The organism is Pseudomonas sp. 09C 129 (assembly GCF_002843625.1).
In the GTDB taxonomy this organism is placed as follows: Bacteria; Pseudomonadota; Gammaproteobacteria; order Pseudomonadales; family Pseudomonadaceae; genus Aquipseudomonas; species Aquipseudomonas chlororaphis.
The window spans coordinates 1,469,719-1,495,721 of sequence record NZ_CP025261.1; the positions used below are offsets into that span (position 1 = coordinate 1,469,719).

The following is a 26,003-nucleotide window of genomic DNA, read 5'->3' on the forward strand; positions in this document are numbered from 1 at the left end:
TTACGGCGACTCACTTTTTTCAGACGCCAAAAAAGTAAGCAAAAACGCTTGCCCCTGCGTACGGCCTTCGCTGCGCTCAGGTTCCCTCGCTCCGGCGTCCCTCAGGGGGCATCGACTCCGGTCGGCTTCGCTTCGACCTCCATACGATGTCCTCGACTGCGTCGAGGGGCGCTGCGCGCCATCCCCCTGATGAACACCTCCGCTCGGCCTCCCGATGGGGCGGGTGGATCAAGAGCAGAATCAAAAGCCAAAGCCAAAGCCAAAGGCATGCGCGACCTACCAGTCGGCGCTAAACCCTGTAGCCGCTGCCGAGCCTGCGAGGCTGCGATCGACTGCGCAGCAGGCGCAGGATCTTGAGCCCGCTGGAGGACCTTCGGTCCTATCGCAGCCTTCGGCAGCGGCTACAGAGATCGCGGTTATATCGGAGCCTTTTGTAGGTGCGAGCTTGCTCGCGATCAGGTCCCGCGGCTGACAGGTTTGTCGTGTAAGACGCTGTCTGAAAGTGAGGCGCTTCGCTTTCCTTTGTAAGGCTTTTCCGAGAAACTCCGGGCCGCTTGCGTCTGGGAAGGGCGCTGTCTAGCCTCGGGTTTGTCACTGGTTTTTCAGTGATCGGGTTTAGCAGCTCGGTAAGTCTCAGGCGTATTAAGACACCATGCCTTCACGGTCGGATTTCATTCTGGCTGGTCTGTTATGGCGGCTGTACGTGGGGCACCTTCGGGTGCGCCGGGTTCCTGAGCCCTGGTCTGCTAACCCGCGTCCAGCTGCCACCCTCAATCGTTTAGCAGCGACGGGTGAAAGCTCCATTGCTCGGGAGTTACACCATGAAAAAACTCGTCCCCGATCCACCCGTTTCCCTGCCGTTCTCACGCCGCAATCCAGACCACGACCAGGCCAATGAGCAGGTCTGTCAGGCGCTGGCCAACCATCCGGTGGAAGGTTCGTTGCTCGCAGCCTTGAAACCCACCGCGGCGGGGCCTGCGGGTAAGGATTCGCTCTTCACCGTCCGTCCCGGCATCAGCGCCGAAGAGGCGTTGCTTCACGTGTCCATGCTGCTTAAATCCGCCGAGGAGGTTTCCGACGAGATCACCGAACACGCCAGCGGTATCGAGCGTGGCCTGATCTGGTCGTTGGTGCATTCCGTGGAGATGGCGCGCGGAGTGGTGGATGCCTTGCTCGACGGAAATCGTCGCTGATCGGCAACGGCCCGCTGGCTGCGATCCTTCTTGATATTCGCGGCTGGTCGGGTCAGACAAAGCAAATCCATGACGCTAGTCTGAGCACCGGTGCTCTGCTCCCTGACGCTGACCCTTTTTTCCGAGCGGATTCCGGACCTATGTAAATCAAGCACTTACAAAGGTCCCCGAAAAGAGGGGTAAATACGGTGTTCAGCATGATTTCTCTTTGAAATCATGGTGCTATTGGGATATTTGTCTAGTTCACTGCCGAATAGGCAGCTTAGAAAAATATCGACAACCCGCGCACCCGCCGCGCGTAGTTCACTGCCGAATAGGCAGCTGCCATAAACGCATTGAAGGTATGGCCCAACTCGCGTTAACGACTGGCGTTAATGGTCGGTAGAGTGGGAGCTCGCCTCGATCCCGGTCGGGGCGTTTTTTTGTCTGTAGACCCGTAAGAGGCGAACTACCAAAACAGCCACCTCATCAAAGTTCAGAATCGTCTTACAGCCTTGCCTTTCGCCACTTGCTAGGTTCGGGGAGTTGCAAAGAATCAGAGCCTCCCTCACGGATCAGTTAACGCAAGGATGATAAATGCTCCCCTCTGCTCGCCTGGGTGACAAACACATCTGCCCACTTCCCGGTCATGGCACCACTCCAATTACCTCCGCTTCTGGTGACATAAACATCAACTTCATGGGCGCCGCCCGAGTCGGTGACACTTGCGGTTGTGGTGCGGTTATCACCACGGGGTTTCCCTCGATCATCTTGAACGGGCGCCCAATGGCTCACCTGGGCAGCCCTACCAGTCACGGCGGAACGATCATCTCGGGCAGCCCCGATACTTTCGGAGGCTTCCAGTTCGGTGGTGCAGCAATCCAGGCTATCGTTGACTTCGCCAAGCTAGGTGCCGTGCGCGCGGACGGCTCAGTGAACGATCAGCTGATGTCTGAGCTGTTGGCCGATCCACAACTGGAGCAGCGCGCCTTGCTCTCGGGCGCTCTGGTGCAACCTGGCAGTTCGTCCTTAACAACCCCGAAGGAGCCGTTGACTCCCGAGCTAATCGCAGTCGCCGGCAGCCAGCACGACACAAGCTCGGGCAACCAGATGATGTTCATCGGCCAGGCTGTGCGCGAACTGGCCGAATTCAAGCGCAGCAAGCCCGCCCTGGCGCGGACGCTGGTAGTGTTCACCCCGTCATACAGCGAAGCAATGCTCAGTGCGGCACGTGAATCCGCTGATGCCTATGGTGCTGGCTTTATTGGCGTGGCCAACGTCCAGGAGCTGATCGACTACCTGAACCAGGGCAAGGACCGTAAGCAATCCCCCATCGAACACCTATCGCTATTCAGCCACGGCGTGCCGCATCGGATCGCCTTTGGCTATCAGCTTGCCGGGGACTTCCAAATGTCCTTGGATGTACTGAGCTACGGTAAAATTTTACCTTCGGCGTTTACCAGTTCGGCGCAGATCGACAGTTACGCCTGTAGGACCGGCATGGGTAATCGCTCGGACTTCCCCGTCGAAGACGGCATTCAGTTCTTTTCGCAGACGAATGAGAGCCTGGCGCAGTTGCTGGCCAATCATCTGCAGATCAAGGTGCACGCCTTTGTTCGACGCTCGGACTACAAGAACACCTGGGGTTCGTTCGAGGAGCGCCGCATGGGCGATCTTTGCGGAATCAGTGGCAACGCAGCACCTGGGAAAGAATGGTGCAGGAAGTGGGAAACACTGGAAAAGGAGCGAAAGAATAGCCATCGTTTACTCGAATTCACTTACCAGACCATGGGCGCTATCAATCCCGTGATTTCTGGTGATACACCCCTTGGCGTACCGGGAGGCCACTTTGAGTTTTTACCGAAGTAAAGGCTTCTGGATAGCCTTTAGCATTTTTTCTCCTTTGTTTCTGATTGCGGCCAACTACGGATTCAAAGTAATGACGAGCGTATACAAGACGGACTTGGGCAACGGCGTGGTGATCTACGCCGACGACTATGTGAAGACTGGTCGCTGGGTGTTTGACTGCCAGTATTCTCGGTTGATCAGTCGAGAACCGCTGCCTGTACCGATAGCAGAACTAGAACGAACTGGAAAATTCATCATTGGCAAAATGTATGAGTTGAATGAGACCGATAAGGGACTCGCAAAAAACGCCATTAGAGCAATTACGGCGATACCTAACTGGTACAAGAGTCTGCATTATCGCTACTCCTTTCTAGGTGAAAGCAGTGATCTGAATAGCCATACTTTTGACTTGGTAGCATCGCAGAATGGTCGGAAATGGGCTCTGGAAGTCTGGCAGGAGATCGGCTACGACGGAGAGTCGAGCTTTGAAATAACCGCCGAACCTTACGATCTAGAAACCTACGTGGACTACGCAAAGGCGCTCCAGGCCGCCGCCAAGAGCTGTCCTGCTCCACAGTAAATGGCGGGCCTGATCCTTTCCGTCCTTGAATCACCCTGAATGAGCACACGCTGACAGCTGCGGCGGGCAGGTAGCATTCGATTACGAGCAGCTCGCCACAGATGATCGAGCCTGAACGAATGTCTGCACTCGCGGAACAGGCGTTCACTGCCGTATAGGCAGCCCCAACGCTTATCCCCCAGCATCCGCCAGTGCCGGGAATAACACCGCGTCCCGTTTTTGCAGCCATGACATTTGCCAGCCCCGTCCCTTGTCATATCCCCTTCATCGCCGCCTACTAAGGTTGCCTTTTGACAGGTGGTCAGGGAGCAACCATGAGCGATTTCACTCTCGGTCGGCGGCGTTTGATTCAGGTGGCGGGGGCGGGGTTGTTGCTGCCGGGGCTGGCGCCGGCGGTGATCGCGTCGCCCAAGGACCGGCCGAAGATGGTCGATGGCGTGCAGTCCGGGGACTTGCTTGGCGATCGGGCGATGGTCTGGAGCCGTACCGACCGGCCGGCGCGGATGGTGGTGGAGTGGGATACCCGCAGCCTGTTCAGCAATCCGCGGCGCTTCGTCTCGCCGCTGGCCGATGCCCGCACCGACTTCACCGCGCGGGTCGAGCTGGGTGGGCTGCCCACCGATCAGGCGATTTTTTATCGGGTGTATTTCGAGGACGCGCAGACCGGCGTGCGCAGCAAGCCCTGGTTCGGCCATTTGCGCAGCGTGCCGCAGGCTCGCCGCGATATTCGTTTTGTGTGGAGCGGCGACACCGTCGGCCAGGGTTTTGGCATCAACCCGGACATTGGCGGCATGCGTATCTACGAGGCCATGCGCCGGCGCCTGCCGGACTTTTTTATCCACAGCGGCGACACCATTTACGCCGACGGCCCGGTGCCGGCGCAGTTGACCACCGAGAACGGCCGGGTATGGCGCAATATCACTACCGAAGCCAAGAGCAAGGTCGCCGAGACCCTCGATGAATACCGCGGCAACTACCGCTACAACCTGCTGGACGAGAACGTGCGGCGCTTCAACGCCGAGGTGCCGCAGATCTGGCAGTGGGACGACCACGAAGTGGTCAACAACTGGTCGCCGAGCAAGGTGCTGGATGAGCGCTACACCAGCAAAGATATCCACACCCTGGTGGGGCGCGCGCGGCAGGCCTGGCTGGAATACGCGCCGATGCGCTTGCAGAGCGCCGATCAGGGCGGGCGGATCTATCGCAAGTTGAGCTACGGGCCGCTGCTGGATGTGTTCGTGCTGGACATGCGCAGCTATCGCGGCGGCAACGACGACAACCTTGGCGCGGCCAAGCCGTTTCTTGGCCGTGAGCAGCTGGACTGGCTCAAGCAGGGGCTCAAGCACTCCAAGGCGCAGTGGAAGGTGGTGGCGGCCGACATGCCCATCGGCCTTGGCGTGCCGGACGGCGAGGTCAGCCCCGGCGTGCCGCGCTGGGAGGCGATCGCCAACGGCGATCCGGGCCCGGCCCAGGGCCGCGAGCTGGAGATCGCCGAGTTGCTGGCGTTCCTGCGCAAGCACAAGGTGCGCAACCATGTATGGCTGACGGCGGATGTGCATTACTGCGCGGCGCACCATTACCACCCGGACCGCGCGGCGTTCCAGGATTTCGAACCGTTCTGGGAATTCGTCGCCGGGCCTTTGAATGCCGGCAGTTTCGGGCCCAACGCGCTGGACAAGACCTTCGGCCCGGAGGTGGTATTCCAGAAGGCGCCGCCGGCGCAGAACACCTCGCCGTTCGCCGGGTTCCAGTTCTTCGGCGAGGTGCAGATCGAAGGGCAGAGTGGGGAGTTGAAGGTGACGCTGCGGGACCTGGACGGGGTGGCGGTGTTCGAGCGCAAGTTGCAGCCGGTGTAGTCATGTAGGAGCGAGGCTTGCCCGCGATGGCGGTATCAAGGCCGCTGCCGGCCTTTGGCCTATCGCGAGCAAGCTTCGCTCCTACAGAAGCGTGGAGTGGGTCAGTAGACGTCGCGGCGATAGCGGCCTTGCTCGATCAGCCGTTCGACGACCTCGGCGCCCAGCACTTCGTTGAGCACCTGATCCACGCCCGAGGCCATGCCTTGCAGGCTGCCGCAGATGTAGATCGCGGCGCCGTCGGCCAGCCATTGCTTGAGGCGTTCGGCCTGTTGGCGCAGGCGATCCTGGACGTAGATCTTCTCGGCCTGGTCGCGGGAGAAGGCCAGGTCCAGGCGGCGCAGGTCGCCGGCGGTCAGCCATTCCTGCAACTCGTCCTTGCAGTAGAAGTCATGCTCGGCGTTGCGCTCGCCGAAGATCAGCCAGTTGTCTTGCTGGCCGTCGGCGATGCGCGCCTTGAGCAGGCTGCGCAAGCCGGCCAGGCCTGTGCCGTTGCCCAGCAGGATCAGCGGGCAAGGCTCGGCCGGCAGATGGAAGCCGCTGTTGCGCCGCACCCGCAGGCTGATGGCCGAACCGACCGGCGCATGCTCGGTGAGCCAGCCGGAGCCGATGCCCAGGCTGCCGTCGGGGTGGCGTTCCTGGCGCACCAACAGTTCCAACTGGCCGTCGCTGGCAATCGAGGCGATGGAGTATTCGCGCATGGCCAGCGGCACCAGGGCATCCACCAGCGCCTGGGCATGCAGGCCCACCAGGTGGGCACGGTTTTCCGGGAGCTGGCGGCTGGCCAGGGCCTGGGTCAGGGTTTCCGTCAGGCCGTCGAGCTGCACCGTGGCGCTGCCGTCCAGGCCGAGGCCGTCGAGGAAGAACTCGATGGCCCACGCGCAATTGCGCGGCAGCACTTCCACCAGGTCGCCGGCCAGCCAGCTGCTCGGTTGCGCCGGGGTGAGGCCCAGCAGGTAGACGCCGGAGCCGCTGCTGTCGGGGTTGAGCAGCAGGCGTTGGTTCAGGGTCCAGTTGTCGTAGGCGGGCGCCTGCCACAGGTCCACCGGCGCCTGGCCGATCAACTGGCCCAGTTGCTGCTGCCAGTGGCGCAGGGCGTAGCTGTCGCCGCTGTCGACTTCCACCGGAGCGAACAGGGTGTTGCCGCCATGCTCGGCCAGCCAGCCATGCAGGCGCTTGGCAAAACCACAGAAGTGCGGGTATTGCCGGTCGCCCAGGCCCAGTACGGCGTACTTGAGGTTGTCCAGGGACAGGGCGCGGCCCAGCACCTTGCGCTCGAAGCCCCGGGCGCTGTCCGGTGCTTCGCCGTCGCCGAAGGTGCTGACCACGAACAATGCATTCTGGGTATTGAGCAGGTCCTGCTCGCTGACGCTGGCCAGCGGCTGGACCCTGGTCGGTACGCCGGCGGCCTGCAATTGCCCGGCGGTCTGCCAGGCCAGTTGTTCGGCGAAACCGCTCTGGCTGGCGAAACCGATCAGCCAGGCCGAGGCATCGCCGGTGTCGGCGCTCAGGCCCTGGCGCGCGTCCTTGATCTGGCGTTTCTTGCGCCGGCGATCCAGGTACAGCAGCCAGCCAGTGATGAAGAACAGCGGCATGGTCAGCGAAGCAATGGTCACCAGGATCCGCCCGACAATGCCGAAGTAACTGCCCACGTGCAGGGCATAGATGCTGGTCAGCAACTGCGCCTTGAGGCTCTTGTCGCTGTAGCGGTCATGGCGGCTGACTACGCCGCTGTTCGGGTCGATGGTGATCTGGTTCAGCGCCCGGTCATGGGGCGAATTCTTCAGCAGATAGAACACGGTCGCCGGCTGGCCGGCCACCGCCGGCATGCGGATGTTGTAGGAGCTCAGGTCCTTGCCGGCGGTGCTGTAGATGCCCAGCCACATGGCGTTGTAGTCGGCGGTCGGCGCCGGGCCCTGGGGCGGCGCGCCCCGGTTTTTCATGCGTTGGCTCTGTGGCGAGTCGGCCAGCAGTTTGTTCAGGCCCTTGTTGTACCACTCGTAGGACCAGGACAAGCCAGTCAGCGCGGCCAGTAGATAGAACAACAGGCACCAGGTCCCGGCCACGGCGTGCAGGTCCCAGTTGAAGCCACGGCCTTTTTTCGCCCAGTCCAGGGTCAGCCAGGCGCGCCAGCTCGCCACCTGGCGCGGCCAGCGCAGGTAGAGGCCGGACAGGCAGAAGAAAATCAGGATCAGGGTGCAGGCGCCGGTGATCTGCCGGCCGCTGTCGCCCATGGCCAGGAAACGGTGCAGTTGCAGCATCAGGCCGAAGAAGTCCTGGCCAAGGGCGGCGCCCATGAATTCGCCGGTGTAGGGGTCGAAATAACGCATTTCGCCACGGCGCTGGCCCGGTGGCGGGGTGAACCACACGCGGGCGGCGTTGCCGCTGTCGGCTTCCACGGTGAGCATCGACACGGTCTTGCCCGAGGCCGCCTGGATTTTTTCCACCAGCTCGGCGGGCGGCAGGACCCCGGCCGGCTGTTTCTCCACCTGCAGTGTGGAGGGGTTGAGGGCACGCAGGATTTCATCCTGGAACGACACGGTCGCTCCGGTAATGCCCATCAAGGCCAGGACCAGGCCGGCGCTGATGCCGAAAAACCAGTGCAACTGGAACAGGGTTTTCTTCAACACATCGACCGCCTCGTTGGTTCTTAAGTCTGTGCCACGGCGCGCATTATGCCGTGAGTTGTCGAGAAACATTCTTTCTTACGCACAAAAGCCCCACTTGCCGAAACAGGTGGGGCTCATGCGTTTGTAGCCGCTGCGGAAGGCTGCGATAGGACCGCAGGTCCTCCAGCGATCGGCTTGGGCGGCATTCCGACGCAGCAGTCGCCAAACCCGACGCCCGTACAGGTCAGGCATACCGCAGCGCCAGCTTTGCGGGGCTGCGCCCCGATCGCAGCCTGCGGCAGCGGCTACAGGTGAAACCCGTCAGAAGTGGAAGTTGGTGGTGAACAAGGCGGTACGGCCGGCTGCCTGGTTGGCAAAGTGCGCCGAGTAGGCTTTGTCGTAGTAGGTCTTGTCGGTAAGGTTCTGCACGTTCAGCTGCAGGTCGACGTTCTTGCTCAGCTTGTAGCTGGCCATGGCGTCGTAGCGGGTGTAGGACGGCACATACACGGTGTTGCCGGCATCGCCATACACCTCGTCGACATAGAACGCACCGCCACCGACGGTCAGCTTCGGCAGCACTTCATAAGTGGTCCACAGGCTGAAGCTGTTTTTCGGCGTGTTCGGCATTTCATTGCCTTTGTTCGAACCGGCGCTGACGACCCCGTTACGCCCGTTGAGGCCGGCGTCCACCAGCTCGCTTTTCAGGTAGCTGTAGCCGGCGAAGACTTGCCACTTGTCGGTGATCTTGCCGCTGGCCGACAGCTCCAGGCCGTCGACGCGGGACTCACCGGCGTTCTGGTAGGTCAGGGCATCCACCAGGATGCGGGTGTTTTTCTTCTCGGTACGGAACACCGCGGCGGTCAGGGACAGGCGGTCGTTGAACACGTCCCACTTGGTGCCCAGCTCGTAGTTGACGGTTTCTTCCGGTTGCAGATCGCTGACGCTGGCGCCGGCGGACAGCGGGTTGCCGTCCGCGCCTTCACCCACCAGGCCGCCCGCTGGCGAGGCCGAGGTCGCGTAGGAGGCATAAACGCTGCCGTTGTCCGTCGGTTTCCACACCAGGCCGGCCTGCCAGTTCCAGAACTGGCTGTCGTCCTTGATCTTGGTGCGCCCGGTGGCGGTGTCGGTATTGGCCACGGTGTCGAAGGTGTCGTAGCGCAGGCCGACGTTGAGCAGCCATTGCGGATCGAGTTCGATGGTGTCGAACACATAGGCCGCGCGGCTGGTGGCTTTGGTGTTGGTGCCGTAGTAGTTGCGGCTGATGTCGCCGGTCCAGGCATCGTCCGGGTTCGGATTGCTCAGCGAGGTGCAGCTGGGGATGCTGCCCGGGTTACAGACCTTGGCGGTGTTGCCGGCGATGTTGTAGCTGCTGACGCGAGTCTCTTCGCCAGTGAACTCAAGGCCGGTGGAGTAGGTGTGCTTGAAGCCCAGGGCCTGGAATTCGCCGAACAGGTCGGTCTGGTTGGTGGTGGTTTCGGTGGTGGACACCCGCGAGTTGGCGCGACGCCACACGGTGCCGTACTTGTTGACGTTGAACTTGCTGTCGTCCGGCTGGGTGAGGATGTAGTCCTGGCCGGTGTTGCCATGACGCAGGGTGTTTTTCAGCGTCATGTTGTCGTTCAGGTCGTGCTCGATGGAGACGGTGCTGATGTCTGCGCGGGTCTTGCGGAAGTCCCGATCCTTCAAGCCATAGAAGTTGTCGCTGTCGCCGCCGTCGGTGGGTTTGTCGTGCTTGTGGGCGGTGGCGTTGGCCGAGCTGTAGCCGTAGGGAATGCCCGAATCCGGCAGGTCGTCGCTTTCCATGTGGTAGTAGCTGAAGTTGACGCGGGTCGGGGTGCCCAGGCCGAAGGTCAGGGACGGTGCCACGCCCCAGCGGTCGTAGTTGACGGCGTCGCGACCGGCCACGTTCTGCTCGTGGCTCATCAGGTTCAGGCGGAAGGCGGCGCTGTCGAGGAACTGGCGGTTGACGTCCAGCACATAACGGCGGGTCTGGTCGGAACCGTAGGTGAAGCCGCCGTTGAGGAAGTCTTGCTGCTTGGGCGTCTTGCTCACCAGGTTGAGGCTGCCACCGGCCGAGCCGCGACCGCCGAAGGAGGAGTTGGGCCCCTTGCTGACTTCGATCGATTCGATGTCGAAGATCTCGCGGCTCTGGCCGCCGGTATCGCGCACGCCATCGAGATAGGTGTCGCCCTGGGCATCGAAGCCACGGATGAACGGACGGTCGCCTTGCGGGTTGCCGCCTTCGCCGGCGCCGAAAGTAATGCCCGGCACGGTGCGCAGTGCGTCCTGCAGCGAGGTGGCGGCGGTGTCCTTGAGCACTTGTTGAGGCACCACGGTGACCGAGCGCGGCGTGTTGACCAGCGGCGCGGTGTACTTTTGCGACGAGGCTTTTTCGACCTGGTAGGACGTCTGGTCCTGGGCTTCACCGGTGATGCTGGTGGCGTCCAGGGAAATGGCATTGCCGGCGGCTTTCTTCTCGGTGTTTTCCGCGGCAAAAGCCATATGGGCTGCGGAGCCGGCGGTGATCGCCACGCCAATCGCAGACGCCAGCAGGCGTGGTGAACCGAGCGGTAATTGTGGTGGTTGGCGCGACATGGTGATTCCCCTCCCCAAGGATTTGAGGCGGCGGAATATAAGGCGAACAAGTCTATGTATCAATTGCGAAATATTGCTATTCGCGCGGAATTTACATTCTTTACAATTTCGCTTTACGGTTTTTACGTTTTCATTCGTATGCGCATTTTACATTTGCAATAAGAATCAATATCATTTGCACCCCCTTTGCTTTCAGGTATTGCCTCATGCTCCTGCATATTCCCGGCCTGTTCTCCCGTGAAGAAGTGCTGCGTATCCGTGAGGCCCTGAAGCAGGCGGACTGGGCCGACGGCAAGATCACCGCCGGTTACCAGTCGGCCAAGGCCAAGCACAACCTGCAACTGCCCGAAGGCCATCCGCTGGCCCAGGAGATTGGCGCGGCGATGCTCGAGCGCCTGTGGCAGCACCCGCAATTCATGTCGGCGGCGTTGCCGCACAAGGTTTTCCCGCCGCTGCTCAACTGCTACACCGCCGGTGGCAGTTTCGACTTTCATATCGACAACGCCGTGCGCCAGCCCAAGGGCAGCGTCGAGCGGGTGCGGACCGACCTGTCGTCGACCCTGTTTTTCAGCGACCCGGAGGACTACGACGGCGGCGAGCTGGAAATCCAGGACACCTTCGGCACCCAGCGGGTGAAGCTGCCGGCCGGCGACATGGTGCTGTACCCGGGCACCAGCCTGCACAAGGTCAGCGCGGTCACCCGCGGCACCCGTTACGCGTCGTTCTTCTGGACCCAGAGCCTGGTGCGCGAAGACAGCCAGCGCGCCCTGCTGTTCGAGATGGACGAGGCGATCCAGCAACTGACCCGCGACATGCCGGAGCATCCGTCGCTGATCCGTCTGACCGGCACCTACCACAACCTGTTGCGTCGCTGGGTCGAGGTGTAAGCCGTGAGTTTCCAGTTACGCCGCGAGGAAGTCCTCGACGGCGAGCAACTGCGCGCCATGCTCGAACAGAGCCCGGCCCGGGCCGCCCAGGCGATCCTGCTGGCGGCCGGGCAGGGCGTGCCGGATGCCCAGGCGCTGCTCGGGCAGATCCTGCTCGATGGCCTGGGCATCGAGCGCGACCAGGCGCTGGCGCTGCGCTGGTTCGCGATCGCCGCCAAGGGCGGGCAGCTGATGGCGCGCAACATGCTGGGGCGTTGCCACGAGCATGGCTGGGGCTGCGAGGCCGATGCCCAGGCCGCCGCCGGGCATTATCGCCAGGCCGCCGAAGCCGGGCTGGACTGGGCGCTGTACAACTACGCCAACCTGCTGGCCACCGGTCGCGGGGTCGCTGAAAACCAGGCCCTGGCCTTGAGCTGCTACCAGTGGGCGGCGGCGATGGGTCACGCCAAATCCATGAACCTGTTGGGCCGTTATCTGGAGGAGGGGCGTCACTGCCCCAGGGATGTCGCGGCGGCCTGTGACTGGTATCGCCGTTCCGCCGAGGGCGGGGATTTTCGTGGGCAGTTCAGCCATGCCGCGGTGCTCGCCGATGCCGGGCGTATCGACGAGGCGCTGGGTTGGCTGGACCAGGCGTTGGCTGGCGGCAACCTGAATTTCCTGCGGGTCGCCCGCGGCGCCTTGTTGCAGGCGGCCCATCCACAGATCCGTGGCCTGGCCCTGGCGTATCACCAGCGTGCGGCGCAGTTAGGGAATGAAACCGATCGCGAGGCATTAGCCCGGCTGTAGCTTCTGTAGGAGCGAGGCTTGCCCGCGAAGGCAGCATCAAGGCCACCACCGGCCTTCGGCCTATCGCGAGCAAGCTTCGCTCCTACGGAGGCATTTTTTCAGCGTTTATCGCGCAGGCACAAAAAAGCCCATGACTGGTCATGGGCTTTTTTGTTGCGGCGTATCGCTTACACGTAGAAGGATTTCAGGGGCGGGAAGCCGTTGAATTCCACAGCGCTGTAGCTGGTGGTGTAGGCACCGGTGGACAGCCAGTACAGGCGGTCGCCGATGGCCAGGTTCAGCGGCAGGCCGTACTTGTAGTTCTCGTACATGATGTCGGCGCTGTCGCAGGTCGGGCCGGCGATTACCACTTCTTCCGTCTCGCCTTTCTTCTCGGTCCAGATCGGGAACTTGATGGCTTCGTCCATGGTTTCGATCAGGCCGGAGAACTTGCCCACGTCGGTGTAGATCCAGCGTTCCACGGCGGTCCGGGATTTACGCGCCACCAGCACCACTTCGCTGACCAGGATACCGGCGTTGGCGATCAGCGAACGGCCTGGCTCGAGGATGATTTCCGGCAGCTCGTCGCCGAAGTCTTCCTTGAGGAAGCGGATGATTTCCTCGGCGTAGGTTTCCAGGCTATTAGTGCGGGTGATGTAGTTGGCCGGGAAGCCGCCACCCATGTTGATCAGCTTGAGGTGGATGCCGTCTTCTTCCTTCAGGCGTTCGAAGATCACCTTGACCTTGGCGATCGCTGCGTCCCAGACGCTGATGTCGCGCTGTTGCGAACCCACGTGGAACGACACGCCGTAAGGCACCAGGCCCAGGTCGCGGGCGAGGATCAGCAAGTCCATGGCCATGTCGGTCTGGCAGCCGAACTTGCGCGACAGCGGCCAGTCAGCGGTGGTCGAGCCTTCGGTGAGGATGCGCACATAGACTTTCGAGCCCGGCGCGGCCTTGGCGATGTTGCGCAGGTCGGCTTCGGAGTCGGTGGCATACAGACGCACGCCCTTCTCGTAGAAGTAGCGGATGTCCTTGGATTTCTTGATGGTGTTGCCGTAGCTGATCTGGTCCGGGCTGACGCCGCGGCCCAGCACCTTGTCCAGCTCGTAGATCGAGGCGATGTCGAAGTTCGAACCTTTTTCCCGCAGCAGGTCGATGATTTCGACGGCCGGGTTGGCCTTTACCGCGTAGTAGACCTTGGCGAACTCGAAACCGGCACGCAGGTCATCGTAGGCCTGGGCGATCATCTGGGTGTCGATCACCACGAACGGGGTTTCTTGCTTGTCGGCGAACGCCTTCATTTTCTGAAAGGTTTCGCGCGCGAAATAGTCTTCGACCTGAATCGACATACCTGGGAGCTCCTAATGGCAAACGGGTAAAAACAATGGGTGCAAATGAACGTCCTCCGTATCCCCACTTTGGTTCGCCTACTTCCCAAGGCATTGCCGCCGAAAGCAAAAAGGCCACCCGGATCGTTTGAGAGCTACTGCGTGCTGTGCGCCTTCGGCGCTACGCGAGCAATACTGCGTTGGGAAGAAGCTCGGAATGCTCATTTACAACCAGTAAACTCCGCTTCCTCGCCTCTTCCCGCCTTGTCTTGCCTGCGCTCGCTACGCTCTCAAACGATCTGCAAAAGGTTTCCCTATGGCCTTGCTGTCTCGTCGTCAGTACTTGAGCCGGATGGATCGTTTCCAGCATGGACGTTCGGCGCGAACTTTAGGGCGTGAGGGGCCTGAGATCAACAAAAAATGTCGCGTTTTTGCACGCGTTCGTCGCGTGGTCCGAGCCAGTCATTTATGTAACCGACCCAGATGACAGGCTGATGTTCCCCAGGGTGGGGAATCCGTGGCGTGAGGCGCCCGGTTCCCGGTCGAGTGCGGGCTGGTGTCGCGAGGCACTGTAGCCGCTGCCGAGGTACGAGGCTGCGATCGACTGCGAAGCAGGCGCAGACCCGGCACCTCGGTATATCAGGGCACCGAGGGCAGGGGGGCACGGCCGCTTTGCGGCCGATCGCAGCCTCATTCTTCGGCAGCGGCTACAAGATCGGGCCGATGCGGCAGGTCAGGCCAATGCTGTCTCGGCCGGCGAGACGATGTTGGTCTTCATGCCGCGCGAGCGGCCGGAGCTGAGGTAGGCGGCAATCGATTCCTGGGTCACTTCGCCGAGGAACACCCGCTCGGCATCCAGCACCGGCAGCCACGAACGGTTGAACTCGTACATCCGCGACAGCAGGATCCGCAGGTGTTCGTCGTAGGCCGCGGTGGCGTTGAATTCGCGCAGGTACTGGGCGCAGGTGCCGGCCTGGCGGTGCAGGTCGCGGCGGCGTACATACCCCAGGGCCTTGTTGTCGGCGCAGGTCACCACCAGGTAGCGGCGGTCGTGTTCGTCCATCAGTTCCAGGGCGTCGGCCACCGGCGTTTCCGGGCTCACCGACGGCGCGTTGTCGGCGGCGTCCTCGGCCTTCACCAGCAGCAGGCGCTTGAGGGTGCTGTCCTGGCCGACGAAGTTGCTGACGAACTCGTCCGCCGGATGGGCCAGCAGGGTGTCCGGGTGGTCGATCTGCAACAGCTTGCCGGCGCGGAAGATGGCGATCTTGTCGCCGAGCTTGATGGCCTCGTCGATGTCGTGGCTGACCATGATCACGGTCTTGTTCAGCGCCCGCTGCATTTCGAAGAACTCGTTCTGGATCATCTCGCGGTTGATCGGGTCGACCGCGCCGAAAGGTTCGTCCATCAGCAGCAACGGCGCATCGGCCGCCAGCGCGCGGATCACGCCGATCCGCTGTTGCTGGCCGCCGGACAGTTCCCGTGGGTAGCGATGCAGATATTGCTTGGGCTCGAGCTTGATCATGCTCATCAGCTCGCGGGCGCGGTCATGGCATTTCTGCTTGTCCCAACCCAGCAGCTTGGGCACCACCACAATGTTTTCCTCGATGGTCATGTTGGGAAACAGGCCGATCTGCTGGATCACGTAGCCGATGTTGCGGCGCAGGGTCACTTCGTCCAGATCGGTGGTGTCTTCGCCATTGATCAGGATCTTGCCTGAGGTCGGTTTGATCAGGCGGTTGATCATTTTCAGCGTGGTGCTTTTGCCGCAACCCGATGGCCCGAGGAACACGCAGATTTCGCCTTCATTGACGGTCAGGCTTACGGAGTCAACGGCGGTGATGGTCTTGCCGTTGCTTTGGAAGGTCTTGGTCAGGTTTTGAAGTTCGATCATTTGAGCAGTCCTTTTGGAGTCAGCGAACGTTGCAGCCATTGCAGAAGCAGGTCGGCGAAGATGGCCAGGAGGCTGACCAGCACCGCGCCGACGATCAGCATCGACATGTCGCTGCGGCTGATGGAAGCAAGAATGAGCACACCCAGGCCGCCGGCGCCGATGGTGGCGGCGATGGTCATGACGCCGATGTTCATCACCACCGCGGTACGCACGCCGGCGAGGATCACCGGCACGGCGATCGGCAACTCGACCATGCGCAGGCGCTGGCCGAAGGTCATGCCGATGCCGCGGGCCGCTTCGCGAATCCCCGGCTCGACGCCGGTCAGCGCCAGGTAGGTGTTACGCATGATCGGCAGCAGGGAGTAGAGAAACACCGCGGTGATCGCCGGCAGCGGCCCCAGGCCCAGACCGAATTTGGAGTAGAACGGCAGCAGCAGGCCGAACAGGGCAATCGACGGAATGGTCAGCAGCACGGTGGCGCTGGCTTGCAGCGGCCCGGCCAGGCTCGGGAAGCGGGTCATCAGGATGCCCAGGGGCACGCCGAAGAGGATCGCCAGGGTCACGGCGATGCCCACCAGGGTGATGTGCTGCCAGGTCAGCTGGATGACTTGCTGCCAGTCGAGATGGGAAAAGGCGTTGAGAAATTCCATGGCTCTTTCCTCCCTCAATTCAGTGGATGCTGGTGCAGGAAATCTGCGGCAACGGCGGATGGGCTTTCATGGTCGACGTCGACCCGGGCGTTGAGCTGGCGCATGGTTTCGTCGTCGAACAGTTCGGCCAGTGGCTTGAGGTCGGCGGCCAGTTGCGGGTGGGCGTCGAGGTAGGCCTGGCGCACCACGGGGGCCGCGGTGTAGTCCGGGAAGTAATGCAGGTCGTCGTTGAGCAATTTCAGGTTGAAGGCATTGAGCCGGCCGTCGGTGGTGTAGACCAGGCCGGCGAACACCTGGCCGTTGCGCAGGGCGGTGTAGACCAGCCCGGCGTCCATCTGCCGGATGTTCTTGCGGGTCAGGTCCATGCCGTACAGCTTGACCATGCCTTGCAGGCCGTCGGAGCGGTTGGCGAACTCTGTGTCCAGGGCGATCAGGTGGTGGTCCTGGCGTTCGGCGTCGAGGACGTGTTTCAGGTCGCTGACGCTGTTGATCTGCGGGTATGCGTCCGCGACGTTTTTCGGCAGGGCCAGGGCGTAGGTATTGCTGAATTTCGACGGGGTCAGCCAGACCAGGCCTTTTTTCCCGTCGAGTTCCTTGACCCGCTCATAGGACTGTTGGCTGTCGAGTTTTTCCGTCACGTGGTTGTACGCCACCAGGGACACTCCGGTGTATTCCCAGAGCATGTCCAACTGCCCGCTTTCGTGGGCGCTGCGTGCCAGGTTGCTGCCCAGGCCGCCGGTGACCCGGGTGTCGTAGCCCTTGCCGCGCAGGTACTGCGAGGTGATTTCCGCCAGCAGTGTCTGCTCGGTGAAGACCCGGGCGCCGATGCGGATCACCGGTTTTTGCGCGGCCTGGGCAATTCCTGCGCACAGCAGGACGCAGCCTATGATCAAAGCTATTTTTTTCATGTGAATTCCTTCGCGCAGGCTTAAGACGGGCGCAGGCCGCGTTCCAGCCAGAGGCGGCTGGCCAGTGTCACCAGGCCGTCGAGCAGCAGCGCCAGCAAGGCGGTGCAGGCCGCGCCGAGCAGCAGTTGCGGCTGATTGTTCAGGGCGATGCCGGGGAAGATCAGGCTGCCAAGGCTGTTGGCGCCGATCAGGAAGGCCAGCGGCGCGGTACCGACGTTGATCGCCAGGGCCACGCGCACGCCACCGACGATGATCGGCACGGCGTTGGGCAGCTCGACTTTCCACAGCACCTGGCGCGGCGTCATGCCGATGCCGACGGCGGCTTCCTTGAGGGAACCCTGGACGTTTTTCAGGCCTTCGTAGGTGTTGCGCACGATGGGCAGCAAGGAGGCGAGGAACAAGGCGAAGATGGCCGGCCCGCTGCCGATGCCGAGGATCCCCAGGGCGATGGCCAGGACGGCCAGGGGAGGGACGGTGTTACCGATGTTGAACACCTGCATGAAGCGCTCGGCACGCCCGACCATCTGCGGTCGGCTGAGGAAGATGCCGGCGGGTATCCCCACCACGAGGGCGGCGAACATTGAAGCGAGTACCAGGTACAGATGGGCTTGCAGGTAAAACAACAGATCGTCGCGGTAGTGTTCGATCGTACTGATGCCGATCCAGTGGACCAGCAGGGCCAGGAGAGCGATGACCGCCGCGCCTCCTATCAGCCCTTTGCCATAGCGAATAGCCACAGGCGGACTCCTTTTTCATGTCGGCGAGCATTCTTTCGTGTGGCAAGGCCATACCTGGCTGCCAAAAGAACGGTCGCGAGAAGCAGCTCGTCGCTGCGCTGGAAACAGCGCGGGATCGAGCCATACGCATAGCCTCGTCAGGCTAACTTGCTGATTTTTCTACCCCTGACGAATGCTCGTAACAGGGGAGTGGACGCCTCCACCTTTTAAAAGGTTCCATATTTGGCAGCGTTTGGCCACCCTCCATCCCATAACTCCGATATCTCTGATGCCTGGCATCTGTAGCCGCTGCCGAGCGCAGCGAGGCTGCGATCGGCGGCGCAGCCGTCGCAAAACCTGCCCCCTCGGTATACCTGACAGAGCGCATCGCAATGCCGCCCGGGCCAATCGCAGCCTCGCGCTGCTCGGCAGCGGCTACAGGGCAAGGGTTGCAGGGGCGAGGGCCGAACGGTGGTCCGTGGAGCTTGCTTTGCGCTATACTCGCCGCCCTTTTTTTGAATCACCTGCCAGGCGATTTCCCATGACCAAACAGGCCGCCGAAGTCGCGAAACGCCGCACTTTCGCCATTATTTCCCACCCGGATGCGGGTAAAACCACCATCACCGAGAAGCTCTTGCTGATGGGCAAGGCGATTGCCGTTGCCGGTACGGTGAAGTCCCGCAAGTCCGACCGCCACGCCACTTCCGACTGGATGGAGATGGAGAAGCAGCGCGGTATTTCCATTACCACGTCGGTCATGCAGTTCCCTTATCGCGAACACATGATCAACCTGCTCGACACCCCGGGCCACGAAGACTTCTCGGAAGACACCTACCGCACCCTGACCGCGGTGGACTCGGCGCTGATGGTGCTCGACGGCGGTAAGGGCGTAGAGCCACGGACCATTGCCCTGATGGAAGTCTGCCGTCTGCGCGACACGCCGATCGTCAGCTTCATCAACAAACTCGACCGTGACATCCGCGACCCAATCGAACTGCTCGACGAAATCGAAGCGGTCCTGAAAATCAAGGCGGCGCCCATCACCTGGCCGATCGGTTGCTACCGCGATTTCAAGGGTGTGTACCACCTGGCGGGCGACTACATCATCGTCTACACCCCCGGCCACGGCCACGAGCGCACCGAAACCAAGATCATCGAGAAGCTCGATTCCGATGAAGCCCGCGCCCACCTGGGCGACGAGTACGAACGCTTCATCGAGCAGCTGGAGCTGGTGCAGGGCGCCTGCCATGAGTTCGACCAGCAGGCGTTCATGGACGGCCAGCTGACCCCGGTGTTTTTCGGTACCGCCCTGGGCAACTTCGGTGTCGACCACGTGCTCGACGCGGTTGTCGACTGGGCGCCGCTGCCGCTGGCGCGCGTGGCCAACGAGCGCACCGTGGAGCCGCAGGAAGAGAAGTTCACAGGCTTCGTGTTCAAGATCCAGGCGAACATGGACCCCAAGCACCGCGACCGTATCGCCTTCATGCGCATCTGCTCGGGCAAGTACGAGAAAGGCATGAAGATGCGCCACGTGCGCACCGGCAAGGACGTGCGCATCGGCGATGCGCTGACCTTCTTCTCCTCCGAGCGTGAACAGCTCGAAGAAGCCTACGCCGGCGACATCATCGGCTTGCACAACCACGGCACCATCCAGATCGGCGACACCTTCACCGAAGGCGAGGCCCTGGGCTTCACCGGTATCCCGCACTTCGCCCCGGAGCTGTTCCGCCGCGTGCGCCTGAAGGACCCGCTGAAATCCAAGCAACTGCGCCAGGGCCTGCAACAGCTGGCCGAAGAAGGCGCGACCCAGGTGTTCTTCCCCGAGCGCAGCAACGACATCATCCTCGGCGCCGTCGGTGTGCTGCAGTTCGATGTGGTCGCCAGCCGCCTGAAAGAGGAATACAAGGTCGAGTGCTCCTACGAGCCGATCACCGTGTGGTCCGCGCGCTGGATCGATTGCAGCGACAAGAAGAAACTCGAGGAATTCTCCAACAAGGCCGTGGAAAACCTGGCACTGGACGGTGGCGGTCATCTGACCTACCTGGCCCCGACCCGGGTCAACCTGGCGCTGATGGAAGAGCGCTGGCCCGACGTGAAATTCCGCGCGACCCGCGAGCATCACTAAGGTCTGAGCGACGCCCCAAGCAAAAGCCCCGCTGCCAAACAGCGGGGCTTTTTTATGTCCCTATGCAGTTGTAGGAGCGAGGCTTGCCCGCGAAAGCGCCGGTTCGGGCAATGAATTTTTTCAGGCAGAGCGGCGGTGGCAGGTTTTGGGGCCGCTGGGCGGGATCCGGCTCAGTTGTACACCAGCACGTAACTGACCACCGCATCGGCTTTACCGGCTTTCACCTCGCCACCGCTCGGGACGTAACGGGCCTGGCCAGCAAAATGGTAGACCTCGGCGTCGGGTTGGCTCTGCTGCCAGTCGAGGTTGAGGGCCTGGCTCGGGGTGAAGGGAAGCCGGGTGCCCTTGCCATTGGTGAGTTCGATGGCCGCGCCGCTGGCGACATGGCTTTGCCCGGCATCGTTGAACTTGAGCAGGCCATCGCTGGTGGTGGCGCCCTGGAAATAGATCTTGACCGGCGCCGGCTGGGTGGGGCGCAGGCCCTTGCAGTACACGTTCAAATTGAAGTTCTGCGCCTGGGTGTTGCCTGTACGGATATTGGCGGAGGCGACTTTCCCCATGGGGACGATGAGGCTCTTGACCTGTGCTTCGCAGGCGCTGAAGTAGATGTTATTGACCACTTCGGTCTTCAGGTTCGTACCGACAATATTGATCGGGGTTAAACCGGTTGCCTGGAAATAGGCGCTGAAGTTGAATGAGATCGGCCCCTTGCCCACCGCGGTGCCGGTGCGGATAAAGTCAATGACCACTTGGGAAGGAAGGGGATATAACCAATTCGGATAGGTTTGAGACTCAAACGGGGGGTATTTGACGCTCCCCCAGGTCCCATTGCGTGGGCTGTCAAAGCCGATTCTTATTCCGACGCCTTCAACATTGGTCTTGTACACATTGGGCAACCCGGCAGATTCCAGGCCAGAGACATTCAGGTTCATGCCCCATTTATCGCCGGTTGCACAGTACACGATCTCGGCATTGCCAGAGTAAAAACTGATTTTCTGCGATGCCATGGCCTGGCCGATAGGTGCCGGGGACAAGCTAGTGGTGCCTGCCAGGGGAGGGGTCGTGATCTTAGCTGGCGGCTGATTCCACCAGCTACATGCGGCAAAAGCCGAATGGGCTCCGGCTAGCGTGGTAACCAGAACCAATGCCGATAACATTTTCTTGAAGAGCATGGGGTACCTGTCTGGTCGCGAAAGTGAGCGGGGCAGGGCTTTCCCTGCCGTTCCTTGAGCAGAGGTTCGATTAGCCTGCTCTGCTGAGTGTTCTGCTCGACGATAGGGCTCGATGGTGTTGTGGATAAGTTTCAGCCGGGGGAAGGAATGTTATCGATCCCGGGCATATCGATGAATCAGATGAATCTGATATGCCTGCGCGCAGGTCCTGGTTTTGCGCGAGTATTTCCATTGCTGCTGCGACGCCTTCTCCCCGTAGGAGCGAGGCTTGCCCGCGATGATGTCCGTTCGGGCAATGAATTTTCCCCGGCAGAACGGCGGTGGCAGGTTTTGGGGCTGCTGCGCAGCCCATCGCGATCAATCGAGCGTCGACCGGCAGCTCCTGCGGACGCGGGGCATAACCGCAGGTTTTAAGGCCTAGTCGAAAGCCGTCTATCCAGTGGGCGGATAGCTAGCTTCCTATCTGGAAAAGCGCCGGCTTCGGGGCTAGGTTTCAGGGGCTAGGTTTCATACGAAGCCGCGTCTTGCAGGTCAGGGCCTGTGGCCATCATTGATTCACCTACATAAAGGGACGGAATCAACATGAATGTCTTCCAACGGGGTGTGCTGTTACTCAAGGTGCTGGTGCTGTTGTCGCTGGGCATGTCCGCGGCCTGGGCCGGCGACCAGGCCGCACGGGTGCCGGGTTTCTGGGGGCCGGGGCATTTGCAGAACGGGGTGCAGATGATCGCCAAGTCGGAATCCGAGCCGGGCGATCAGGGACAGGGTGGTAGCGAGGGCGATGACGATTCGACCACCGACGAGCCGGATCCCGACAGTGATGACGAGGCTAGCCAGGGCTGAGCCAGGCTGGCGGAAAAAAGAAACCCCTCCTGCCGGACTGATGCGCAATCCGGCAGATGGGGTTTGGTCAACACGAGTGAGGCGCCGCGGGTCACCGCGGCGCCTTTTTTTGCCGGCTCAGCCGAGGAACTGCTCGGCGTAGTGGCAGGCCACCTGGCGGGTGTCGAGCAGGCGCAGGGCCGGCTCTTCGTTGCTGCAACGCTCGGTGGCGTATGGGCAGCGCTTGTGGAACGCACAGCCGGATGGCGGGTTCAGCGGGTTGGGCAATTCGCCGACGATCTTGATCTTCGGCTTGTCCGGGTCCGGGTGAATGGTCGGCGTGGCCGACAGCAGCGCCTGGGTGTAGGGGTGCAGCGGACGGGTGTAGATGTCCTCTTTCGGGCCCATTTCCACCGGCCGACCGAGGTACATCACCATCACGTGGTCGGCGACGTGACGCACCACCGCCAGGTTGTGGGAGATGAACACATAGGCGGTGTTGAACTCCTGCTGCAGGTCCATGAACAGGTTCAGCACCTGGGCCTGGATCGACACGTCGAGGGCCGAGGTCGGTTCGTCCGCCACCAGCACTTTCGGTTGCAGCATCATCGCCCGCGCCAGGGCGATACGCTGGCGCTGGCCGCCGGAGAACATGTGCGGGTAGCGCTGATAATGCTCGGGGCGCAGGCCCACCTGCTTCATCATCGCCTGGACCTTTTCCCGCCGCTCGCTGGCCGACAGTTGGGTGTTGATCAGCAGCGGCTCGGCCAGTTGATCGCCGATCTTCTGCCGTGGGTTGAGCGAGGCGTAGGGGCTCTGGAACACCATCTGCACGTCTTTGCGCAGTTGCTTGCGCTGGGCCTTGTCGGCGCCGGCGACTTCCTGGCCGGCGATTTTCAAGGAGCCGGAAGACGGTTCTTCGATCAGGGTCAGGGCCCGGGCCAGGGTGGATTTGCCGCAGCCGGACTCGCCGACCACGGCGAGGGTCTTGCCGGCTTCCAGCTCGAACGACACGCCGTTGAGGGCGCGCACGGTCGCATGGCCCTTGAACAGGCCGCGGGACACTTCGTAGTGACGGGTCAGGTTGCGGGCGGTAAGAACGACGGCCATTACGCCACCTCCTGATTCAGCGGATAGAAGCAGCGGGCGAGGCTGGCGGCTTTCGGGTCGAGGCCTGGACGCTGCTGGCGGCAGTTTTCCTGCACGTACGGGCAGCGCGGCGAGAGCAGGCAGCCTTGCGGACGGTCGTAGCGACCGGGAACGATGCCCGGCAACGTCGACAGGCGCGCGGCACCCATGCTGTGCTCGGGAATCGCTGCCAGCAGCGCTTCGGTATAGGGATGGGCCGGGATGTCGAACAACTCCGGCACCTGGCCCACTTCCACCGCTTGCCCGGCGTACATCACGCACACGCGCTGGGCGGTCTCGGCGACCACCGCCAGGTCGTGGGTGATCAGCACCAGGCCCATGTTCTGCTCGCGTTGCAGGTTGAGCAGCAGCTCCATGATCTGCGCCTGGATGGTCACGTCCAGGGCGGTGGTCGGTTCGTCGGCGATCAGCAGCTTCGGCTCGCCGGCAATCGCCATGGCAATCGCCACGCGCTGGCTCATGCCGCCGGAGAGTTGGTGCGGGTAGGCGTCCATGCGGCTGGCGGCGCCCGGGATCTCGACTTTTTCCAGCAGTTCGATGGCGCGCTTGCGGGCCGCCTTGCCGGACATCTTCAGGTGCAGGCGCAGCACTTCCTCGATCTGGAAGCCCACGGTGTAGCTCGGGTTCAGCGCGGTCATCGGGTCCTGGAACACCATGGCCAGGTCCTTGCCGACGATCTGCCGGCGTTGCCGGGCGCTGAGCTTGAGCATGTCCTTGCCGTCGAAGCTGAGGGCGTCGGCGGTGACGATGCCGGGATGCTCGATCAGCCCCATCAGCGCCATCATGGTCACGGACTTGCCGGAGCCGGATTCGCCGACGATGGCCAGGACTTCGCCCTTGTCCACGTTCAGGTCCAGGCCATCCACCACGGGAACGGCCTGGGCGTCGCCGAAGCGCACGTTGAGATTCTTGATTTCTAGCAGTGACATGGGAATCTCCTCAGGCGGCGTTCTTGAGTTTCGGGTCCAGCGCGTCGCGCAGGCCGTCGCCCATCAGGTTGATTGCCAGCACGCTGAGCAAAATGGTCAGGCCGGGCAGGCTCACCACCCACCAGGCGCGTTCGATGTAGTCGCGGGCCGAGGCCAGCATGGTGCCCCACTCAGGGGTGGGCGGCTGGACGCCAAGGCCGAGGAAGCCCAGGGCCGCGGCATCGAGAATCGCCGAGGAGAAGCTCAGGGTCGCCTGGACGATCAGCGGCGCCATGCAGTTGGGCAGCACGGTGATGAACATCAGGCGCGGCAGGCCGGCACCGGCCAGGCGCGCGGCGGTCACGTAGTCGCGGTTGAGCTCGCCCATCACCGCGGCGCGGGTCAGGCGCACGTAGGACGGCAGCGATACCACGGCGATGGCGATCACGGTGTTGATCAGGCCTGGGCCGAGGATGGCGACGATCGCCACGGCCAGCAGCAGGGACGGCAGGGCCAGCATGATGTCCATCAGACGCATGATGGTCGGGCCGAGCAGGCGCGGGAAGAAGCCGGCGAACAGGCCCAGGAGGATGCCCGGGATCAGCGACATGACCACCGACGACAGGCCGATCAGCAGCGACAGGCGCGAACCGGTGATCAGGCGCGACAGCAGGTCGCGGCCCAGTTCGTCGGTGCCGAGGATGAACTGCCATTGGCCGCCTTCGAGCCAGACCGGCGGGGTCAGCAGGAAGTCGCGGTATTGCTCGCTCGGGTTATGCGGGGCGACCCAGGGCGCGAAGATCGCGCAGAAAATCACCAGCAGCATGAACAGCAGGCCGGCCACCGCGCCCTTGTTGCGCGAGAAGGCCTGCCAGAATTCCTTGTACGGCGACGGGTACAGCAGGCTTTGATCCACGGCCACGGCGGATACGGCTACTGAGGAGGTTGGAGTGCTCATGAGTATTGTCCTCAGCGCTGGTGACGAATGCGTGGGTTGGCAAAGCCGTAGAGGATGTCCACCACGAAGTTGACGAGGATCACCAGGCAGGCGATCAACAGGATGCCGTTCTGCACCACGGGGTAGTCCCGGGCGCCGATGGCTTCGATCAGCCATTTGCCGATGCCGGGCCAGGAGAAGATGGTTTCGGTCAGGACCGCGCCGGCCAGCAGGGTGCCGACTTGCAGGCCGACCACGGTCAGCACCGGGATCAGCGCGTTGCGCAGGCCGTGTACGAACACCACGCGCGCCGGCGACAGGCCCTTGGCCTTGGCGGTGCGGATGTAGTCTTCGCGCAGCACTTCGAGCATCGAGGAACGGGTCATCCGCGCGATCACCGCCAGCGGAATGGTGCCAAGCACGATGGCCGGCAGGATCAGGTGGTGCAGGGCATCGAAGAAGGCGCCGGTGTCATCGGCCAGCAGGGTGTCGATGAGCATGAAGCCGGTTTTCGGCTCGATGTCGTAGAGCAGGTCGAGCCGCCCGGAAACCGGGGTCCAGCCCAGGCTCACGGAGAAGAACATGATCAGGATCAGGCCCCACCAGAAGATCGGCATCGAATAGCCGGCAAGGGAGATGCCCATCACCCCGTGGTCGAACAGGGATCCTCGTTTCAGCGCGGCGATCACCCCGGCCAGCAGGCCGATCACGGCAGCGAACAGCATCGCGGCCGAGGCCAGTTCCAGGGTCGCCGGGAACAGGGAGGTGAACTCGCTCCACACACTCTCGCGAGTACGCAGGGATTCACCCAGGTCGCCCTGGGCGAGTTTGCCGATGTAGTCCAGGTACTGGGCATACAGCGGTTTGTTCAGACCAAGGCGTTCCATTGCCTGGGCATGCATCTCAGGGTCGACCCGGCGCTCGCCCATCATGACTTCCACGGGATCGCCGGGAATCATGCGAATCAATGCGAACGTCAGCAAGGTGATGCCGAAGAATGTGGGAATCAACAACCCCACACGGCGGGCAATAAAACTAAACATCTTCTGGTGTACCTCATCAGCCGGTTAGGCGTGTCCGGCACC

The 26,003-nt window shown here is 62.2% G+C and carries 20 protein-coding genes; 8 read left to right on the forward strand and 12 right to left on the reverse strand.

All coding sequences use genetic code 11. The features are described 5' to 3' along the window. Positions 1 to 821 precede the first annotated feature (821 nt). The 4 genes from CXQ81_RS06710 to CXQ81_RS06725 all read left to right on the forward strand — a co-directional run bounded on the left by CXQ81_RS06710 (position 822) and on the right by CXQ81_RS06725 (position 5,456). Positions 822 to 1,193 (forward strand): DUF6124 family protein, encoded by a 372-nt coding sequence (locus CXQ81_RS06710; protein WP_101336825.1) that lies wholly within the window; start codon positions 822 to 824, stop codon positions 1,191 to 1,193. Between the two features lie 576 nt (positions 1,194 to 1,769). Beyond that, complete coding sequence (locus CXQ81_RS06715; protein WP_101336826.1) at positions 1,770 to 3,041, forward strand: PAAR domain-containing protein; 1,272 nt, start codon at positions 1,770 to 1,772, stop codon at positions 3,039 to 3,041. Continuing rightward, on the forward strand, positions 3,022 to 3,600 hold the full coding sequence (locus CXQ81_RS06720) for a hypothetical protein (RefSeq protein WP_157832236.1): 579 nt from the start codon (positions 3,022 to 3,024) through the stop codon (positions 3,598 to 3,600). The genes CXQ81_RS06715 and CXQ81_RS06720 overlap by 20 nt, the downstream gene beginning before the upstream one ends. 314 nt (positions 3,601 to 3,914) lie before the next feature. Continuing rightward, positions 3,915 to 5,456, forward strand: a complete 1,542-nt coding sequence (locus CXQ81_RS06725; protein ID WP_101336828.1) for an alkaline phosphatase — start codon at positions 3,915 to 3,917, stop codon at positions 5,454 to 5,456. Positions 5,457 to 5,557: 101 nt separating this feature from the next. Here the strand turns inward: CXQ81_RS06725 and CXQ81_RS06730 are convergent, their stop codons facing one another. Both CXQ81_RS06730 and CXQ81_RS06735 read right to left on the reverse strand, forming a co-directional pair. After that, on the reverse strand, positions 5,558 to 8,083 hold the full coding sequence (locus tag CXQ81_RS06730) for a sulfite reductase flavoprotein subunit alpha (RefSeq protein WP_101336829.1): 2,526 nt from the start codon (positions 8,081 to 8,083) through the stop codon (positions 5,558 to 5,560). 300 nt (positions 8,084 to 8,383) lie between these two features. Then, complete coding sequence (locus CXQ81_RS06735) at positions 8,384 to 10,657, reverse strand: TonB-dependent siderophore receptor (protein WP_101336830.1); 2,274 nt, start codon at positions 10,655 to 10,657, stop codon at positions 8,384 to 8,386. Between the two features lie 206 nt (positions 10,658 to 10,863). Between CXQ81_RS06735 and CXQ81_RS06740 the strand changes: the two genes are divergently transcribed. Both CXQ81_RS06740 and CXQ81_RS06745 read left to right on the forward strand, forming a co-directional pair. Further along, the gene (locus CXQ81_RS06740; protein WP_101336831.1) at positions 10,864 to 11,544 is read left to right on the forward strand and encodes a Fe2+-dependent dioxygenase; all 681 of its coding nucleotides are present in this window, start codon (positions 10,864 to 10,866) and stop codon (positions 11,542 to 11,544) included. 3 nt (positions 11,545 to 11,547) lie between these two features. Beyond that, entirely contained in the window at positions 11,548 to 12,330 is a 783-nt protein-coding gene (locus tag CXQ81_RS06745) for a tetratricopeptide repeat protein (protein ID WP_101336832.1), read from the forward strand. A gap of 167 nt (positions 12,331 to 12,497) precedes the next feature. Here the strand turns inward: CXQ81_RS06745 and CXQ81_RS06750 are convergent, their stop codons facing one another. The 5 genes from CXQ81_RS06750 to CXQ81_RS06770 form a co-directional block, all read right to left on the reverse strand. Continuing rightward, positions 12,498 to 13,661 carry a type III PLP-dependent enzyme gene (locus tag CXQ81_RS06750; protein WP_007923836.1) on the reverse strand — a complete coding sequence of 388 codons (1,164 nt, stop codon included), beginning with the start codon at positions 13,659 to 13,661 and terminating at the stop codon, positions 12,498 to 12,500. 712 nt (positions 13,662 to 14,373) lie between these two features. After that, entirely contained in the window at positions 14,374 to 15,531 is a 1,158-nt protein-coding gene (locus tag CXQ81_RS06755) for a betaine/proline/choline family ABC transporter ATP-binding protein (RefSeq protein WP_062823682.1), read from the reverse strand. Continuing rightward, positions 15,528 to 16,181, reverse strand: coding sequence for an ABC transporter permease (locus CXQ81_RS06760; RefSeq protein WP_101336833.1), 654 nt, complete (start codon positions 16,179 to 16,181; stop codon positions 15,528 to 15,530). The genes CXQ81_RS06755 and CXQ81_RS06760 overlap by 4 nt, the downstream gene beginning before the upstream one ends. Positions 16,182 to 16,195: 14 nt before the next feature. Then, positions 16,196 to 17,089, reverse strand: a complete 894-nt coding sequence (locus CXQ81_RS06765; RefSeq protein ID WP_101336834.1) for a glycine betaine ABC transporter substrate-binding protein — start codon at positions 17,087 to 17,089, stop codon at positions 16,196 to 16,198. 20 nt (positions 17,090 to 17,109) lie between these two features. Then, complete coding sequence (locus CXQ81_RS06770; RefSeq protein ID WP_101336835.1) at positions 17,110 to 17,826, reverse strand: ABC transporter permease; 717 nt, start codon at positions 17,824 to 17,826, stop codon at positions 17,110 to 17,112. Positions 17,827 to 18,346: 520 nt separating this feature from the next. Here CXQ81_RS06770 and CXQ81_RS06775 point away from each other — a divergent pair. Further along, complete coding sequence (locus tag CXQ81_RS06775; protein ID WP_101336836.1) at positions 18,347 to 19,930, forward strand: peptide chain release factor 3; 1,584 nt, start codon at positions 18,347 to 18,349, stop codon at positions 19,928 to 19,930. 170 nt (positions 19,931 to 20,100) lie between these two features. On the opposite strand, the gene CXQ81_RS31000 is transcribed toward CXQ81_RS06775, so the two are convergent. Continuing rightward, positions 20,101 to 21,102: a fimbrial protein gene (locus CXQ81_RS31000; protein ID WP_157832237.1), complete on the reverse strand. Its 1,002-nt coding sequence runs from the start codon at positions 21,100 to 21,102 to the stop codon at positions 20,101 to 20,103. Positions 21,103 to 21,684: 582 nt separating this feature from the next. On the opposite strand from CXQ81_RS31000, the gene CXQ81_RS06785 reads away from it, so the two are divergent. Continuing rightward, positions 21,685 to 21,945, forward strand: a complete 261-nt coding sequence (locus tag CXQ81_RS06785) for a hypothetical protein (RefSeq protein WP_007927024.1) — start codon at positions 21,685 to 21,687, stop codon at positions 21,943 to 21,945. Positions 21,946 to 22,062: 117 nt separating this feature from the next. Here CXQ81_RS06785 and CXQ81_RS06790 read toward each other — a convergent pair whose 3' ends face one another. From CXQ81_RS06790 to CXQ81_RS06805, 4 genes are read right to left on the reverse strand one after another with little or no spacing between them, the layout of a single operon-like run. After that, a complete protein-coding gene (locus CXQ81_RS06790) occupies positions 22,063 to 23,034 on the reverse strand; it encodes a peptide ABC transporter ATP-binding protein (RefSeq protein WP_101336838.1) in 972 nt (323 codons plus the stop codon). Then, positions 23,034 to 24,002, reverse strand: coding sequence for an ABC transporter ATP-binding protein (locus CXQ81_RS06795; protein WP_009042158.1), 969 nt, complete (start codon positions 24,000 to 24,002; stop codon positions 23,034 to 23,036). The genes CXQ81_RS06790 and CXQ81_RS06795 overlap by 1 nt, the downstream gene beginning before the upstream one ends. 10 nt (positions 24,003 to 24,012) lie before the next feature. Beyond that, positions 24,013 to 24,939 (reverse strand): ABC transporter permease subunit, encoded by a 927-nt coding sequence (locus tag CXQ81_RS06800; RefSeq protein ID WP_007927027.1) that lies wholly within the window; start codon positions 24,937 to 24,939, stop codon positions 24,013 to 24,015. Positions 24,940 to 24,950: 11 nt separating this feature from the next. Beyond that, on the reverse strand, positions 24,951 to 25,961 hold the full coding sequence (locus CXQ81_RS06805) for an ABC transporter permease subunit (protein ID WP_007927028.1): 1,011 nt from the start codon (positions 25,959 to 25,961) through the stop codon (positions 24,951 to 24,953). Positions 25,962 to 26,003 lie beyond the last annotated feature (42 nt).